The organism is Roseicella sp. DB1501 (assembly GCF_013112485.1).
Taxonomy (GTDB): Bacteria; Pseudomonadota; Alphaproteobacteria; order Acetobacterales; family Acetobacteraceae; genus Paracraurococcus.
This window is the reverse complement of record NZ_JABFHG010000003.1, coordinates 399,011-413,685: the sequence shown is the minus strand read 5'-3', so window position 1 is coordinate 413,685 and position 14,675 is coordinate 399,011. Positions and strand designations below refer to the sequence as shown.

Annotated in this window: 13 protein-coding genes; 4 read left to right on the top strand and 9 right to left on the bottom strand. The window is 74.1% G+C overall.

The genetic code is table 11. The annotated features are described in order from the left end of the window. Nucleotides 1-178: 178 nt before the first annotated feature. From HJG45_RS08180 to HJG45_RS08160, 5 genes are all read right to left on the bottom strand, one after another. Nucleotides 179-1,174, bottom strand: a complete 996-nt coding sequence (locus tag HJG45_RS08180; protein ID WP_171611601.1) for an esterase-like activity of phytase family protein — start codon at nucleotides 1,172-1,174, stop codon at nucleotides 179-181. A gap of 9 nt (nucleotides 1,175-1,183) precedes the next feature. Beyond that, nucleotides 1,184-3,052 (bottom strand): cobaltochelatase subunit CobT, encoded by a 1,869-nt coding sequence (gene cobT / locus HJG45_RS08175; protein ID WP_254452353.1) that lies wholly within the window; start codon nucleotides 3,050-3,052, stop codon nucleotides 1,184-1,186. Between the two features lie 43 nt (nucleotides 3,053-3,095). Next, nucleotides 3,096-3,743, bottom strand: coding sequence for a glutathione S-transferase family protein (locus HJG45_RS08170; protein ID WP_171611598.1), 648 nt, complete (start codon nucleotides 3,741-3,743; stop codon nucleotides 3,096-3,098). After that, on the bottom strand, nucleotides 3,743-4,753 hold the full coding sequence (gene cobS / locus HJG45_RS08165) for a cobaltochelatase subunit CobS (RefSeq protein ID WP_171611596.1): 1,011 nt from the start codon (nucleotides 4,751-4,753) through the stop codon (nucleotides 3,743-3,745). The genes HJG45_RS08170 and cobS overlap by 1 nt, the downstream gene beginning before the upstream one ends. Nucleotides 4,754-4,912: 159 nt before the next feature. After that, nucleotides 4,913-5,524: a J domain-containing protein gene (locus HJG45_RS08160; RefSeq protein ID WP_171611594.1), complete on the bottom strand. Its 612-nt coding sequence runs from the start codon at nucleotides 5,522-5,524 to the stop codon at nucleotides 4,913-4,915. A gap of 119 nt (nucleotides 5,525-5,643) precedes the next feature. On the opposite strand from HJG45_RS08160, the gene HJG45_RS08155 reads away from it, so the two are divergent. From HJG45_RS08155 to HJG45_RS08145, 3 genes are all read left to right on the top strand, one after another. After that, nucleotides 5,644-5,925: a BolA family transcriptional regulator gene (locus HJG45_RS08155; protein WP_171611593.1), complete on the top strand. Its 282-nt coding sequence runs from the start codon at nucleotides 5,644-5,646 to the stop codon at nucleotides 5,923-5,925. Nucleotides 5,926-6,081: 156 nt separating this feature from the next. Beyond that, complete coding sequence (locus HJG45_RS08150) at nucleotides 6,082-6,300, top strand: DUF3126 family protein (RefSeq protein ID WP_171611592.1); 219 nt, start codon at nucleotides 6,082-6,084, stop codon at nucleotides 6,298-6,300. A gap of 31 nt (nucleotides 6,301-6,331) precedes the next feature. Then, complete coding sequence (locus tag HJG45_RS08145; RefSeq protein ID WP_171611591.1) at nucleotides 6,332-6,661, top strand: hypothetical protein; 330 nt, start codon at nucleotides 6,332-6,334, stop codon at nucleotides 6,659-6,661. 76 nt (nucleotides 6,662-6,737) lie between these two features. Here the strand turns inward: HJG45_RS08145 and HJG45_RS28365 are convergent, their stop codons facing one another. From HJG45_RS28365 to HJG45_RS08125, 4 genes are all read right to left on the bottom strand, one after another. Beyond that, nucleotides 6,738-7,130, bottom strand: coding sequence for a hypothetical protein (locus HJG45_RS28365; protein WP_217362865.1), 393 nt, complete (start codon nucleotides 7,128-7,130; stop codon nucleotides 6,738-6,740). A gap of 4 nt (nucleotides 7,131-7,134) precedes the next feature. Then, on the bottom strand, nucleotides 7,135-7,335 hold the full coding sequence (locus HJG45_RS08135; RefSeq protein WP_171611590.1) for a hypothetical protein: 201 nt from the start codon (nucleotides 7,333-7,335) through the stop codon (nucleotides 7,135-7,137). Nucleotides 7,336-7,448: 113 nt separating this feature from the next. Beyond that, nucleotides 7,449-7,943 carry a thioredoxin-dependent thiol peroxidase gene (bcp, locus tag HJG45_RS08130; RefSeq protein ID WP_171611589.1) on the bottom strand — a complete coding sequence of 165 codons (495 nt, stop codon included), beginning with the start codon at nucleotides 7,941-7,943 and terminating at the stop codon, nucleotides 7,449-7,451. Then, a complete protein-coding gene (locus tag HJG45_RS08125) occupies nucleotides 7,940-10,930 on the bottom strand; it encodes a bifunctional [glutamine synthetase] adenylyltransferase/[glutamine synthetase]-adenylyl-L-tyrosine phosphorylase (RefSeq protein WP_171611588.1) in 2,991 nt (996 codons plus the stop codon). Before HJG45_RS08125 ends, bcp begins: the two co-directional genes overlap by 4 nt. A 17-nt stretch (nucleotides 10,931-10,947) precedes the next feature. On the opposite strand from HJG45_RS08125, the gene HJG45_RS08120 reads away from it, so the two are divergent. Next, nucleotides 10,948-14,577 (top strand): AsmA-like C-terminal region-containing protein, encoded by a 3,630-nt coding sequence (locus HJG45_RS08120; RefSeq protein WP_171611587.1) that lies wholly within the window; start codon nucleotides 10,948-10,950, stop codon nucleotides 14,575-14,577. Nucleotides 14,578-14,675: the final 98 nt, after the last annotated feature.

Below are 14,675 nucleotides of genomic sequence, written 5' to 3'. Positions count from 1 at the left end.
CCGCACCGCCTTTGGCGGGCGCCAGGCGCGGCGAGCGGGGCGGGAGACCGCGCCACTGCCGGCAGGCGAGCCATAGCAAGATGCCGCTTCGGCGATCAATGGTGATTTATCAGGCCATCACAGGCCACAAGCTAATTATAGCCTATATTATGTGCGTCTATGCCGAAATTTTCGGCTTTCAGCCTTCGTTCAAGGCGAAGAGCAGCAATAGGGACCGCTGCAACGGGAACTGGTTGTCGTCCGAGACCAGCGCGACAAGGGTCCGTCCCCCGACCCGCGCGGCGCTGACGCCTTCGAAGTTATCGGCTGGCAGGGGCGCGGCGATGCGGAGGATCTCCTCGCCCTGCAGCACCGTCACCGGCACCGCCTCGCGCAGCGCCGCAGCGGAGAGCCGCACCAGCCGGCCGCCGAAGCCGCCGAGGATGGAGAAGCTGCGCTCCAGCACCAGAGCCCCGCCATCGGGCAGCGGCGCCGCATCCGCCGGGTAGAAGCCCTCGGCGGGGCGGTAGGCCAGCGCCATCCACCGCCCGGGCCCGCCCAGCCAGGCCTGGGTGGCGCCCTCCACATCCTCCAGCGGCAGCGCCTCGGCGATCGCCAGCCAGCGGCCATCCGCCAGCACGGCGAGGGATTCCAGCCCGCCATTGTTGCTCGCCCGCTGCAGACCGGGCGGCGGCTCGACATAGAGGCCCGGCCCGCTGAGCCGGCGATAGGCGCGGATGCGGTGCCAGCGCTCGAAGCCGACCAGCCAGCCGCCATCCGGCAGCCGGGCGAGGGATTCCGCATCGCCGGCATAGCCGCGGCGCAGCGGCCGGCCGGCCCCGTCGCGCAGCGGCCCGGTCCAGAGCTCGGAGAGGCCGACCGGCCGGCCATCCTGCAGGTCGAGCCGGGCGGTCATCCAGAAGGCGAGGTCGCTGATGGCGGTGATGCGCAGATCGGCATCGAGGTGCAGCGCGGAGAGGCCGCCGAAGCCGATCGCCTCGTCATCGAGCTGCAGCCCGCCCAGCAGCGTCAGCGGTCCGCCCGGCGGCAGCGGGTCGATGGCGATCGGCCTGGCCGGCGCGAGATCGGCCGGCGAGGCCGGGCCGCCGAGCACGCAGGCGGCGGGCGCCAGCGAGGCCAAGCCAGCCGCCAGCAGCGACCGGCGCCGCCAGCGCCGGTCGGGAGGAAAGGGCATGCAGGAAACTCAGGCGACGAGCGGCGCGCGCTCCATCGCGGCCCGCTGCCAAGCCTCGGCAGCGTCCTCGTCGAACAGTTCGGCCAGCTTCTTCATCATGGTCCCGCCCAGCTCCTCGGCGTCCACGATCGTAACGGCGCGCCGATAATACCGGGTTACGTCATGTCCGATGCCGATGGCAATCAGTTCCACGTCACCACGGCCCTCGATATCGGCGATCACCTTGCGCAGGTGGCGTTCCAGGTAGTTGCCCGGATTGACCGAGAGGGTGCTGTCATCCACCGGCGCGCCGTCCGAGATCACCATCAGGATGCGGCGATGCTCCGGCCGGCCGCGCAGGCGCTTATAGGCCCATTCCAGCGCCTCGCCGTCGATATTCTCCTTCAGCAGCCCCTCGCGCAGCATCAGGCCGAGATTCTTGCGCGCGCGCCGCCAGGGGGCGTCGGCCGCCTTGTAGACGACGTGCCGCAGGTCGTTCAGCCGACCCGGATTGCGCGGCTTGCCCTCCTGCACCCATTTCTCGCGCGACTGGCCGCCCTTCCAGGCGCGGGTGGTGAAGCCGAGGATCTCGGTCTTCACCGCGCAGCGCTCCAGCGTGCGGGCCAGGATGTCGCTGCACATGGCGGCGACGGTGATCGGCCGTCCGCGCATGGAGCCGGAATTGTCGATCAGCAGGGTGACGACGGTGTCGCGGAAATCCGCCTCCCGCTCCCGCTTGTAGCTCAGCGCCAGCAGCGGGTTGGCGACGATGCGGGCGAGCCGCGCCGCATCCAGCGTCCCCTCCTCGAGGTCGAACTCCCAGGCGCGTTGCTGCTGCGCCAGCAGCCGGCGCTGCAGCCGGTTGGCGAGCTTGGAGACGACGCCCTGCAGGTGGGAGAGCTGCTGGTCGAGCTGCTGCCGCAGCCGGCCGAGCTCCTCCGGGTCACAGAGGTCGTCGGCCTGCACCTCCTCGTCGAAGGCGGTGGTGAAGGGGTGGTAGCGGCTGGCATCGTCGGTCTGCGGCACCTCGCGGCGCTGCTGCGGGCCGCCGGGCTTGTCGTCGCCCTCGGCGGCGGCGCCCTCCTCCTCGGCCTCCTCCACCTCCTCGTCGGCGGCCTCGCCCTGCATGGTCTCGGGCTGGGCGCCGAGCATGCTCTCCTGATCCTGCGACTGCGCCTCGCCCTCGCCGGACTGGTCCTGCTGGGCGGATTGCTCGCCGCTCTCCTCGCCGTCCTCCTGGTCCTCGGACTCGGCCTCCACCTCCGCCTCGGCCAGGTCGAGCGCGGTGAGCAGCTTGCGAGCGGCGCGGGCGAAGGCGTCCTGGTCCTCGGTGGTCGTGGCCATCTCGGCCAGCGCCGCCTCGGCCTGGTCGCCGAGCGTGTCGCGCCAGAGATCGAGCACGCGATGCGCCGCCTCGGGCGCCGGCTCGCCGCTGATGCGCTCGCGCGCCAGCAGGGACAGCGCCGCGGGCAGCGGCAACTGGTCCTTGCGGGTCATGCGGTCATAGCCCTCGGTCTCGCACTGGTCGGCGAGCCGGGCGCGGAGATTGGCGGCGACGCCGGCCATGTGCCGGCTGCCCACCGCCTCGACCCGGACATCCTCGAGCGCGTCGAAGACCTCCTTGGCCTCGCGCCGCGCCGGCAGGCGGGCGGTATGCACCGTCTCGGAATGGTGCCGCAGGCGGAGCGCGGCGGCATCGGCGGCGCCGCGCAGCTTCGCCATCTCCGAGGGCGGCAGGGTGCGGGTCGGCAGCGGCAGGCGGACGCGCTTGCCGGCGACGCCGCCCGGGCCGGGCTGGAAGGCCACCTGCACCTCGGAATTCGCATGCGCGATGGCGCGCAGCGTGCCGGCGGTGGCGCGCTTGAACTCTTCCTGGCGGGTCAGGTCCTGCTTGCTCATCCAACTCGCTCCGGGACGGCCAGCGCCGTCCGCATCCACCATGTCATGCGGCGGGCCCGCGGGCATCGGCGGCCAGGGCCCGCTGCCGCGCCGGCCGCGCCTCGAGCGCCGCCATGTAGCGCCGTAGCGATGCCGGCGCCTCGGCCAGCTTGCCCCAGCCATCGAGCCAGAGCAGCATCGAGCCGATCAGCACATCCGCGGCGGTGAAGCCCTCGCCGAGCAGCCAGGGCCCGCGTCCGAGCGGCGCATCGAGCCGCGCCAGGGTCTCGGGGAAGGGCGGCCAGCCGAGCGCCCGGGGCGGGGGCGGAGCGGCCCGCGGGAAGACCAGGTCGGCCGCCGCCGGCTCCAGCACGCCCGGGCACCAGGCCATCCAGTCGGCATAGGCGGCACGGCCGGGCGAGCCCGGCGGCGGCGCCAGGGCGGCCTCCGGCAGCGCATCGGCCAGATAGGCGCAGATCGCCGCGCTCTCGGTCACCACCACGCCCTGCCAGTCGCCCGCCAAGCCGCGATCCTCGAGCGCCGGCACCTTGCCGGCCGGGTTCAGCGCCAGGTAGCCGGGCTGCTTCTGCGTCGCCTGCTCCAGGTCGTGCAGGGCGATGTCGTAGGCAGCGCCCGCCTCCTCCAGCATCCACAGCGCCCGGCCCGATCGCGAGCGGGGCGCGTGGTGCAGGCGAAAGCGCGCTGCCGCCATCAGCCCGCCTTCTTCAGCAGCGTGCCGGTCGGCAGGTCCTCGTTGAAGCAGCGCTGGTAGTACTCGGCCACCGTGCTGCGCTCCGCCTCGTCGCACTTGTTGAGGAAGGTGAGCCGGAAAGCGAAGCCGACATCGCCGAAGATGCGCGCATTCTCGGCCCAGGTGATGACGGTGCGCGGCGACATGACGGTGCTGATGTCGCCGGCGATGAAGCCGGCGCGCGTCAGGTCGGCGAGCGCCACCATCGCCTCGACCCGCTTCTTCATCTTCGCGTCCGACGGGTCGGCGCCCATCTTCGCCAGCACGATCGAGGTCTCCTGCGCATGCGGCAGGTAGTTCAGCGTGGCGACGATGGACCAGCGGTCCATCTGGCCCTGGTTGATCTGCTGCGTGCCGTGATAGAGGCCCGTCGTGTCGCCGAGCCCGACCGTGTTCGCCGTGGCGAAGAGGCGGAACATCGGATGCGGCCGGATCACCTTGTTCTGGTCGAGCAGGGTCAGCTTGCCCTCGACCTCCAGCACGCGCTGGATGACGAACATCACGTCCGGGCGGCCGGCATCGTACTCGTCGAAGACCAGGGCGCAGGGGTGCTGCAGCGCCCAGGGCAGGATGCCCTCGCGGAACTCCGTCACCTGCTTGCCGTCCTTGAGGACGATCGCATCCTTGCCGATCAGGTCGATGCGGCTGATGTGGCTGTCGAGGTTGACGCGGATGCAGGGCCAGTTCAGCCGCGCCGCCACCTGCTCGATATGCGTCGACTTGCCGGTGCCGTGATAGCCCTGGATCATGACGCGCCGGTTGTGCGCGAAGCCGGCCAGGATCGCCAGCGTCGTCTCCCGGTCGAAGCGGTAGGTGGTGTCGATCTCCGGCACGTGCTCGGTGCGCATGGAGAAGGCCGGAACCTCGAGGTCGATATCGAGACCGAAGGCCTCCCGCGCCTGCACGGTGGTGTCCGGGGTGTCGATCGCCGAAGTGGGTCGGATTTCGGCGAGTGTGGCGACCTTGTTCATCGGCATCCGCTCAGTGTTCTTGGAGGGCAGACTAGGCCAGGGCTGCGTGGCAGGCTACCCGGGCCGGGGCGAATTCCCAATCGTCGGCCCGGCGGCCGGATGGCGGGGCCGAAGCCGGCCCCTGGGGGGACATTCCGCTCCCGATCCCGGCCTGCTTGGTCAGGGCGCCGCCCTGGCGGGCTCGGCCGGCGCGCCGGGGCGGCCACTGCCGATACGCTGCCGAAGCAGGCTGTAGGCACGGTTGACGTCCTTCAGGCGATCCTCCGCGCCGCGATCGCCGCCATTGACGTCCGGGTGCAGCTGCTTCGCCAGTTCCTTGTAACGGGCGCGGAGCGCCGGCGGATCGACCGGCCAGTCCAGGCCGAGAACGTCGAGCGCGGCCCGCAGTTCAGGCGGCGCCTCGCGCTTCTCGGCGGCCGGCCGACGCTGCGCGTGCAGCGGCGTCTCCCGCAGGATCCCGAGCGGATCGCGCAGGGCGTCCGGCGAGAAGCGGGCGGCGCCGCCGAGCCGGCCGAGCGGCCAGGTCGGGCGCTGCCAGCCGCTGTCGCTGCGGAGATTGGCCTCGATCTCGGCCGGGCCCATGCCCTTGTAGTAGTCCCAGCCGGCATTGTACTCGCGCACATGCGGCAGGCAGAACCAGAGATACTCGTTCAGCCGGGATCGCGAGCGCGGCGCGCGAAATTCCCCCACCTCCCCGCAACCGGGAGCGTCGCAGGGCCGCTGCGGCCGGTCCGGGTCGGGCTCGGGTTTCTGGCCACGGCGGGGGGGCATCGGTGCTTTATGGGCGTGCGCCGCCGGGGGCGCAAGGCGAAGCCGCCAGCGCGCGGAACGGCGCCGGCATGCCCGTCCGACCGCTTGCGGATCGCGCCGAAACCCTTGAAATATCGGGCATGCAGACACGGTCCGAACGCATCCGCCTGGCCCTCGAAGCCGCCTTCGCGCCGGCGCGGGTGGAGGTCCGGGACGATAGCGGCCAGCATGCCGGCCATGCCGGGGCGCGGCCGGAAGGCGAGACGCATTTCTCCGTCCTCGCGGTCAGCCCGGCCTTCGCCGGCCTGTCCCGCCTTGCCCGCTCCCGGGCAGCGCATGCGGCGCTGGAAGCCGAGTTCGGCGGCGGGCTGCACGCCCTCTCCCTGCGGCTGCTGACCCCGGAGGAGGCCGGCCAGGGCTGAGCCACGCCGCCGGCGTCCCCCAGGGCAATTCGCCCTAGAGTGTTGTTTTCAGGGCCGATTCATCCCTATGGCTGGCCCCGGTCCAGCCGCAATCGGCTCTAGCCCCGCGGGCGCCCCGCCGCTAATGGGTCGCAGTTTCAAGCAGGACGCAGCGCCATGAACCCAGCCGAACTCGCCGCCGTGCAGGCCCATCTGCGCCGGCTACTCGGCAACGAGCGGATCACGCTCTCGACCCCGAAGCGCAAGAACGCCTCGGTCGAGCTCTTCGTCGGGAGCGAGTTCGTCGGCACCGTGCATCGCGACACCGAGGACGGCGAGGTGTCCTACGCCGTACAGATCGTCGTGCTCTCCGAGGATCTGTCGCAGATCAACTGAACCCGGGCGGCCTCCCGGGCGTCATGCCGGCATGAGCGACCGCGCCCCCGGGGACCGCCCCGAACAGCTCCGCCTCGACGCCGTGCGCTGCCCGCATTGCGATCAGGTCACCATGGCCAACATGCTCGGCGACGGGAGCGTGGTCTGCTCCTGCACCGCCGAGCGGGCCCTGCCGCTCGACATGCTGCACGGCACGCCCTGGGACGGCGAGGAGGGCACTATGCCCGCCCCGGTCGACGAGGCGCCGGCGACGGGCGGGCGCGGCGCCCTGCCCGAGGACAAGGGCCAGTTCGGCCGCGATATCGAGACCGAGGATTACGAGCCGCTGCGCCCGCCGCCGGGCCGGACGCCCGGCGGGTAACATCGAGGGTCTCCAGGGCAGGGCGCGAAGCTCGGGCCGCCCACCGGTATGCCATTAGCGGTGCAACGGCCCCGCCTCAACGGTACCAGGGCTGCCGTCGCGCCCAGGCCTCGCGCTCGCGCTGCTCCTGCCAGCTGTCGCGCTGCCACTGCTGATGCCGGCGGCGCGCCTGTTGCTCGCGCCGTCGCCATTCCGCGGCGCGCCAGCGCTCATACTCCTGGCGGCGGCGCTGGTTCTCCCACCACCAGGACTGCGGCGCGGGCGGCCGGGGCGGCGGCGGCCGGAAGGGCGGCGGGCCCGGCGGCGGCCCAGGCCGGGGTGGCCCGGGCGGATGCGGGCCGGGCGGGAAGGGTCCCGGTGGCGAGCCCATTGATGGGCCTGGCTGCGCCGAGGCGCTCGCCGCGCCGAGCAGGGCGCCGCCCAGCCCCGACAGGCCGAGCAGCAGGCCGCGGCGCGTCGCCACCCGCATGCTGTTACCGCCGCGGCGCCGTCAGCGCACCGCCGGCCGCCCCAATGCCGCCGCCGATCAGGGCGCCGGTGCCGACATTGCCCCCGGTCAGGGCGCCGACACCGGCCCCAGCGCCGGCCCCCAGCAGCCCGCCCGAGACCGCGCGGCCGCCGGGGCTCTGGCCGCAGGCCGCGAGGGCCAGGACCAGGAAAGACGCAAGCGCCATCCGCATCATGCCTTCCTCCATCTTTATCCGAAGGCGTAACGCATCGGCCGCGCCGCGGTCTCGCAGCACCGGCGGCAATTCCGGATCACATCGGCTAGCGGTGGCGGGCCGCCTCAGCCGGCGAGGTCCTGCGCCGCCTGCAGCACCTGGGCGGCATGCGCCTCCGGCTTCACCTTGCGCCAGATGCGCGCGACCTTCCCCTCGGCATCGACCAGGAAGCTGCTGCGCTCCATGCCCATGTACTTCCGGCCATACATGGATTTCTCCACCCAGGTGCCATAGGCCTCGGCCACCTTGTGGTCGGGATCGGAGGCGAGCGGGAATTCCAGGCCGAATTTCTGCGCGAATTTCTCGATCGGCGGCAGCTTGTCCGGGCTGACGCCGATCACCGTCAGGCCGATCCGCCCGAGCTGCGGCAGCGCCTCCTGGATGCCGCAGGCCTGCCTGGTGCAGCCCGGCGTATCCGCCTTCGGGTAGAAGTAGAGCAGGAAGGGCCGGCCCTTCAGCCCGGCCAGGCTCACCGTCCGGCCGCCGCTCGCCGGCATGGTGAAGTCCGGCGCCGCCGCGCCTTCCTGCGGGCCCTGCCCGCCCGTGACCGCCTCGCTCATGCCGCTGCCCCCGTCCCGAGATCGCCGATCCGCCGCTCGAAGATGGCGCGGACCTCGGCCGCCACCGCGCGCATCTGCGCACGCCATGCCTCGAGGTCAACCGCCGGCGCCGGCAGCAGCGGCGCCGTCGCCCGCAGCAGCGCCGCCGCGGCCGGCGCCGGCAGGGCCGGGTCGCGGGACCGGCCATGGGTAAGCCGGATCAGCCCGATCGCGGTGCGCCAGAGCTGGTCGGCGGCGATGAGGGTCGCCGCTTCCCCTGGCGGCAGCACCCCGGCCTCGCGCAGCCGGGCAAGGGCGATGCGGGTCGTGGTCGCCAGCACCCTCGGGGCCGCCGCGGCGTGGCGGAGCTGCAGCGCCTGGGCGATGAACTCCACCTCCACCAGCCCGCCGGGCATCGCCTTCAGGTCCCAGGGGCCCTCCGGCGGCAGGTCGCGCAGCATGCGCTGGCGCATCGCCACCGCATCCTGCAAGGCGGTCTCGGCCACGCCCGGCCGGGTCAGGGCGGCGCGCAGGATCTCGCCGATGCGCCGCCGCATGGCCGGCGGCCCGGCGATCGGCCGCGCCCGGGTCAGCGCCATGCGCTCCCAGGTCCAGGCCTCGGTCATGTGATAGCGCTCGAAGGCCGAGAGCCGGACCGCCGCCGGCCCCTTGTTGCCCGAGGGGCGGAGCCGCATGTCCACCTCCCAGAGCCGCCCCTCCGCCCCCGGCGCGGTGATGGCCGAGACCACCTGTGGCGCCAGGCGGACGAAGTATTCCGAAGGCGCGAGCGAGCGCCGGCCGCCCTCGCTGCCCGCCGCCTCCGGGTCGTGCTCGTAGAGCAGCACCAGGTCGAGATCGGAGCCCGGCAGCATCTCCCGGCTGCCGAGCTTGCCCATGGCCAGCACTGCCATCGCGCCGCCCGGCACCCGGCCGTAGCGCTCGGCGAAATCCGCCATGATGCGCGGCAGCAGCGCGGCGATGGCGGCGTCCGCCAGGTCGGCGCGCAGCTCGCCCGCCGTGTCGGCGTCGATCTGCCCCTCGAGCGCCGCGGCGTCGATCTCGAATTTCCGCGCCGTCGCCAGGCGCCGCGCCGCCTCCATCGCCTCCTCGATATGGCGGGCATCCTTGACCAGGGCCGGCAGGCCGGCGGAGGGATCGGCGTCGCTCGGCGAGATGCCGCCGGCGAGCAGCCCGTCCAGCGCCGCCGGGTTGCGCGCCAGGTGTTCGGCCAATTGCGGCGCGGCGCCGAGGATGCCGGCGATGCGCTCCAGTAGGGCCGGGTTGCGGTGCAGCAGGCTGAGCACCTGCACCCCGGCCGGCAGGCGGCTCATCACCGCATCGAAGCGCACCAGCGCCTGGTCGGGGTTGGACTGCTTGCCGAAGGCGGCGAGCAGCGAGGGCATCAGCGCGGTCAGCAGCTCCCGCGCCCGCTCGCTGCGGGTGGCGCGCGGCCGGCCATGGTGCCAGCCGCGCACCAGGGCGGCGACCGAGGACGGGTCCTGGAAGCCGAGCCGCTTCAGGGTCTGCAGCGTGCCGGGATCGTCCTCGACGCCGGTGAAGACCAGGTTGCCGGTGCCGGCGCCGTCGGGCGCCTCGACCGAGAGCGGCGGCGCGGTCTCGAAGAAGCTCTCGTAATGCCGCTCGACCCGGCCGAGATGCGCCATGAAGGCGGCGGCGAAGGCATCGGCCGATTCGTAGCCCATGAAGGAGGCGATGCGCGCCAGCCCGGCCGGGTCCTCCGGCAGCCTGTGCGTCTGCCGGTCCGCCACCATCTGCAGCCGATGCTCGAGCGTGCGGAGGAAGACATAGGCATCGGCGAGGTCGGCCGCGGCGCGCCGGTCCAGCCGCCCGGCCGCCGCCAGGGCCGAGAGGGCGCCGAGCGTGGTCGGGTCGCGCAGCGCCGGGTCACGTCCGCCCCAGATGAGTTGCAGCACCTGGGCGGTGAACTCGATCTCGCGTATGCCGCCGCGGCCGAGCTTCACGTCGTGGCCGGCCAGCGCGATGGTGGCCCCTGCCCCGCGCGCCCGCTTGTGGACATGGATCTGCCGCTTGATGGAATGGATGTCCGCGACCGCGGCGAAATCGAGGTGACGGCGCCAGACGAAGGGACGGATCTCGCGCAGGAAATGCTCGCCGAGGGCGCGGTCGCCGGCTACCGGGCGGGCCTTGATCATCGCCGCCCGTTCCCAGTTCTGCCCCATGCTCTCGTAATAGACGATGGCGGCATTGACCGAGACGGCGAGCGGCGTCGCCGCCGGGTCCGGCCGCAATCGCAGATCGGTGCGGAAGACGTAGCCCTCGGCGGTGCGTTCATCGAGCAACCGCACGAGGTCGCGCGCGAGGCGGACATAGCAGGCGCCGGCCCGGTCGCTGTGATAGGCAGCCTCCTTCGGGTCGTACAGCACCATGAGGTCGATATCCGAGGAGTAGTTCAGCTCCCGCCCGCCGAGCTTGCCCATGCCGAGCACGATGAGGCCGCTGCCCTTGCAGATCTGCCGCGGATCGAGCCGCGCGGCCTGGGCGGGGCGGGCGATGCGCAGCTCGCCGCGCCCGGCGGCGGCGAGCAGCAGATGCGCGCAGGCGAAGTCGATCGCCGCCTCGGCGAGATCCGAGAGCGCCCCGGTGACCCGGTCGAGCGGCCAGAGGCCGGCGAGGTCGGCCGCGGCGACGATCAGCGCCGCCTGCCGCTTCGCCCGCCGCAGCATCGCCCCGACCGCATCGCGCGGCGCCGCCGGATCGGCATGGCGCAACGGCTCGAAGGCGAGGTCGAGCGCCTCGTCCGGGCCGCGCGCAGCGAGGCGCAGCAGCGCCTCCGGATCGCGCTGGGCGAGCTCGGCGAGGAAGGGGCTGTGGCCACCGAGCGCGGCGAGCAGCGCCGCGCCGCCGGGCGAGGCGGCGAGGGCGCGCATCGCGGCGTCGCCGCCGGCATAGTGCTGCACCAGCCGGTCCGCCGCCTCCCGGTCGAAGGGGCGGGGCAGGCGCTCCGGGGCGAGGGCGATCTGGGACATGGTCCCGGAGGGAAGGGGTGAGCGGCGGCCGAGGTCAAGCCTCGCCCGATCCAGGCCCGCGCCGCCGGGCGCTTCCCCATTGGGGCTGGCGCTGGACCCGCCGCTGCGCCGCCGGGGCGATCGGCCTGCTCTTCGTGCTGCTCGCCGGGCTCGGCCTGCTGGCCTGGCGGCTGGGCGAGCGGCCGCTGGAGCTGCCGCAGCTCGCCCGCCGCATCGAGGCGGCGGTGAACGACCGGCCCGACGGGCTGCGCCTGTCGATCGGCCACGCCGCCATCGCCTGGGAGGGCTTCCGCGGCGGCACCGCCGCGCCGCTCGACATCCGCCTGGGCGCGGTCCGGCTGCAGGGCGGCGAGGCCGAGATGGTGCTGCCGGAGGCGAGCATCGCGCTCTCCTTCCGCGCCCTGCTGCACGGTGTCCTGGCGCCGGCAACGATCGAGCTGCGGCGGCCGCGGCTGCAGGCCGTGCTGACCGACCAGGGCATCGCGCTCGGCCTCGGGCCGGGCGGCGCGGCGCCCCCCGCGGAGGCGCCGCCGCCCGGAACGCAGCTCTCCGCCCTGCTCGGGCGGCTGATGCAGCCGGCCTCCGACCGCGACCCGCTGGCGGCGCTCCGCCGCATCCGGGTGAATGGCGGCGAAATGGTGCTCACCGATCCGGCCGCGGGGCTGACCTGGCGGCTGCTCGAGCCCCGGCTCGATCTGCGCCGCGCCGCGGCCGGCGGGCTGGCCGGCGAGGGTGCGGCGGTGCTGCAGGCCGGCGCGGTCAGCCTGCCGGTGCGGCTGAGCGGCATGGCCCGCGGCACGCCGATGCGCCTCTCGGCCCGGCTCGCCCTGCCGGCGTTGCAACCCGCCGCCCTGGCGGCCTTCTGGCCGCCGCTGGCGCCGCTCGCCGCGCTCGACGCCCCGGTGACGCTCGCCGCCGAGGCCGAGTTCGACGCCGATGCCCGGCCCGACCGGATGCGGGCGCGGCTTGAGGGCGGGCCGGGGGCGCTGGTGCTCGCCCCGGGTCAGCGCCTGCCGCTCGCCGGCCTCACCGCCGAGGTCGAGGGCAACAGCCGCAGCCTCGCGGTGCGCGAGGCGGTGCTGCGCCTGCCCGGCCGGCTCGGCCAGCCCGGCCCGGCGCTGCGCGCCGAGGGCACGGTGCGGCAGCGCGAGGAGGGCTGGCTGGCGGCGATCGACCTCGCCGGCGGGCCGTTGCAGGCGGCCGAGCTGCCCTATCTCTGGCCGGCCGCCCTGGCCCCGGCGCTGCGGGCCGAGGCGCTCGCCGCCCTGCCCGCCGGCCAGTTGCAGGCGGCGAAGGCCAGCCTCTCCCTCGCCCTGCCCGCCGCGCTCGACGGGCTGCGGCTGGAGGCGGCGCGCGTCGAGGCCAGCCTGGCCCAGGCGGTGTTCCAGCTCGGCGGCGGCCGCCTCGCCACCGAGAGCCTGTCGCTCGCCGGCCATTACGCGCCGGGCGAGGCGGCGCTCGACCGGTTGCAGCTCCGCCTACCGGCGACCGGCGCCGCCGGCGGCCCCTCGCCCAGCCTCGCCGCCGATGGCCGGGCGGTGCTGCGCGACGGCGCCTGGCGGATCGCCGGCGAGGCCTCGCTCGACGCGCTGCGCGTCGCCGATCTCGCCAGCTACTGGCCGGCGGGGATCGTCCCGGGGGCGCGCGACTGGATCGTGCAGAACATCACCGCCGGCCGGGTCCGCGATGGCCACTGGCAGGCGCAGGCGGAGGTGCCGGAGAGCCTGGACGGCATCCGCCTCACCGGGCTCACGGGGCAGGTGCAGGTCACCGGCGCGACGGTGCACTGGCTGCGCCCGATCCCGCCGGCGGTCGGCGTCTCCGGCACCGTGGACTTCGCCCCGACCGAGATCATCCTGCGCGGCCAGGGCGTCCGGCAGGCGCGGGCGGATGGCCGGCCGGGCGGGATCGAGGTGCGGGACGCACTGGTGCGCTTCAGCGGCCTCGATACCGAGCCGGGGGCGGCCGACATGGCGCTGCAGGTCGCCGGGCCGCTGCCCGAGATCTTCACCGTGCTGCGCCAGCCCCGGCTCAAGCTCTTCGAGAAGCGCAAGCTGGAGGCGCAGGCGGTGGCCGGGCAGGCCGAGGCGCAGCTCAGCATCGGCTTCCCGCTGCTGCACGACCTGCCGATGGAGATGCTGCGCATCCGCGCCACCGGCCGGGTGACGGAGGCGAAGCTGCTGAACGCGCTGGCCGAGCGCGACCTGGACCGGGCCAATTTCGACCTCGCGGTCGATACCGAGGGGATGAAGCTGAACGGTCAGGCGCTGCTGGTCGGCGCCCCGGTCCGGCTCGGCCTGGAGATGGATTTCCGCAGCGGGCCGGCCAGCCAGGTGACCGATCGCGGCACCCTCGCCGGCCGCTTCGACGCGCCGCAGGTCAAGGCGCTCGGCGTCGAGACCGGGCAGGTGCTGGGCGGCACCGTGGCGCTCGACGCGAAATACGAGAAGCGGCGCAACGGCCAGGGCAGCGTCGCGCTGCGCGGCGACCTGCGCGACGCCCGGCTCGGCCTCGAGGCGCTGCACTGGAGCAAGCCGCCCGGCGCGGCCGGGCTGTTCGAGGGCACGCTGCGGCTGCAGGGCGAGACCCTGGCCTCGATGGAGGCGATGCGGCTGGCGACGCTCGACCTGGCGCTGCGCGGCCGCGCCGAATTCGGGCCGAAGGCGCGACTGGAGCGGGTGGAGGTCGGCGAGGGCAGCCTCGGCCTCACCCGCTTCGCCGGCACCGTGACCCGGCCGGCGCGCGAGGGCGGCCCCTGGGCGGCCAGCCTGCGCGGGCCGCTGGTGGATCTGCGGCCGGTGCTCGGCCCCGCCGATGCCGCCGGGCCGGCCCCGGCCGCGGCGGCGGACGAGAGCGGCCTGCCCTTGCAGCTCGATCTCCGCTTCGACCAGGGGACCATGGGCGAGGGGCGGCTGCTGCACGACCTGCAGGCGCGGCTGCGCAGCGATGCCAACGGCCTGCTGCGCGAGGCGCGCGCCACCGGCCGCACCGGCGCCGCTGCTGGCCAGGGCGGCTTCGACTTCACCCTCGCGCCGCAGGGCCAGCACCGGCTGCTGCGGCTGACGGCGCGCGACGGCGGGGCGCTGCTGCACGCCCTCGACGTGACGGATTCGATCCGCGGCGGCCGGCTCTCGGTGAGCGCGAGCTATGGCGAGCTGCGCCCCGGCGCCGCGCTGGAGGGCACCGCCGAGCTGGAGGAGTTCGTGCTGCGCGACGCGCCGGCCCTGTCCAAGGCCTTGCAGGCGATGACGCTCTACGGGCTGGTCGAGGCGGTGCGCGGCGGCAGCGGGCTGGTCTTCAGCCGGCTGGTCGCCCCCTTCGCCCTGACGCCGGAGACGCTGACGCTGACCGATGCGCGGGCCTTCTCGGCCTCGCTCGGCATCACCGCCAAGGGGCGGATCCAACGGCTGCGCAAAACCGCGGCGATCGAGGGCACCATCGTCCCGGCCTATGTCTTCAACACCCTGCTCGGGCGGCTGCCGATCCTCGGCCGGCTGTTCAGCCCCGAGGCGGGGGGCGGGGTCTTCGCCGCCACCTACCGGGTGCAGGGGTCGCTCGCCGACCCCACCGTCTCGGTCAACCCGCTGGCGGCGCTGACGCCGGGCTTCCTGCGCGGGCTGTTCGGGCTGGGCAGCGCGGAGCGGTAGGCGCCCCGGCAGGCCCCCTTGGGCGTTTCCACGGTCCTGGCAGATCGCGGCGCCGTCACGCACGCTTTTCATGCCGATAACGGCACAATAAGCCTCTG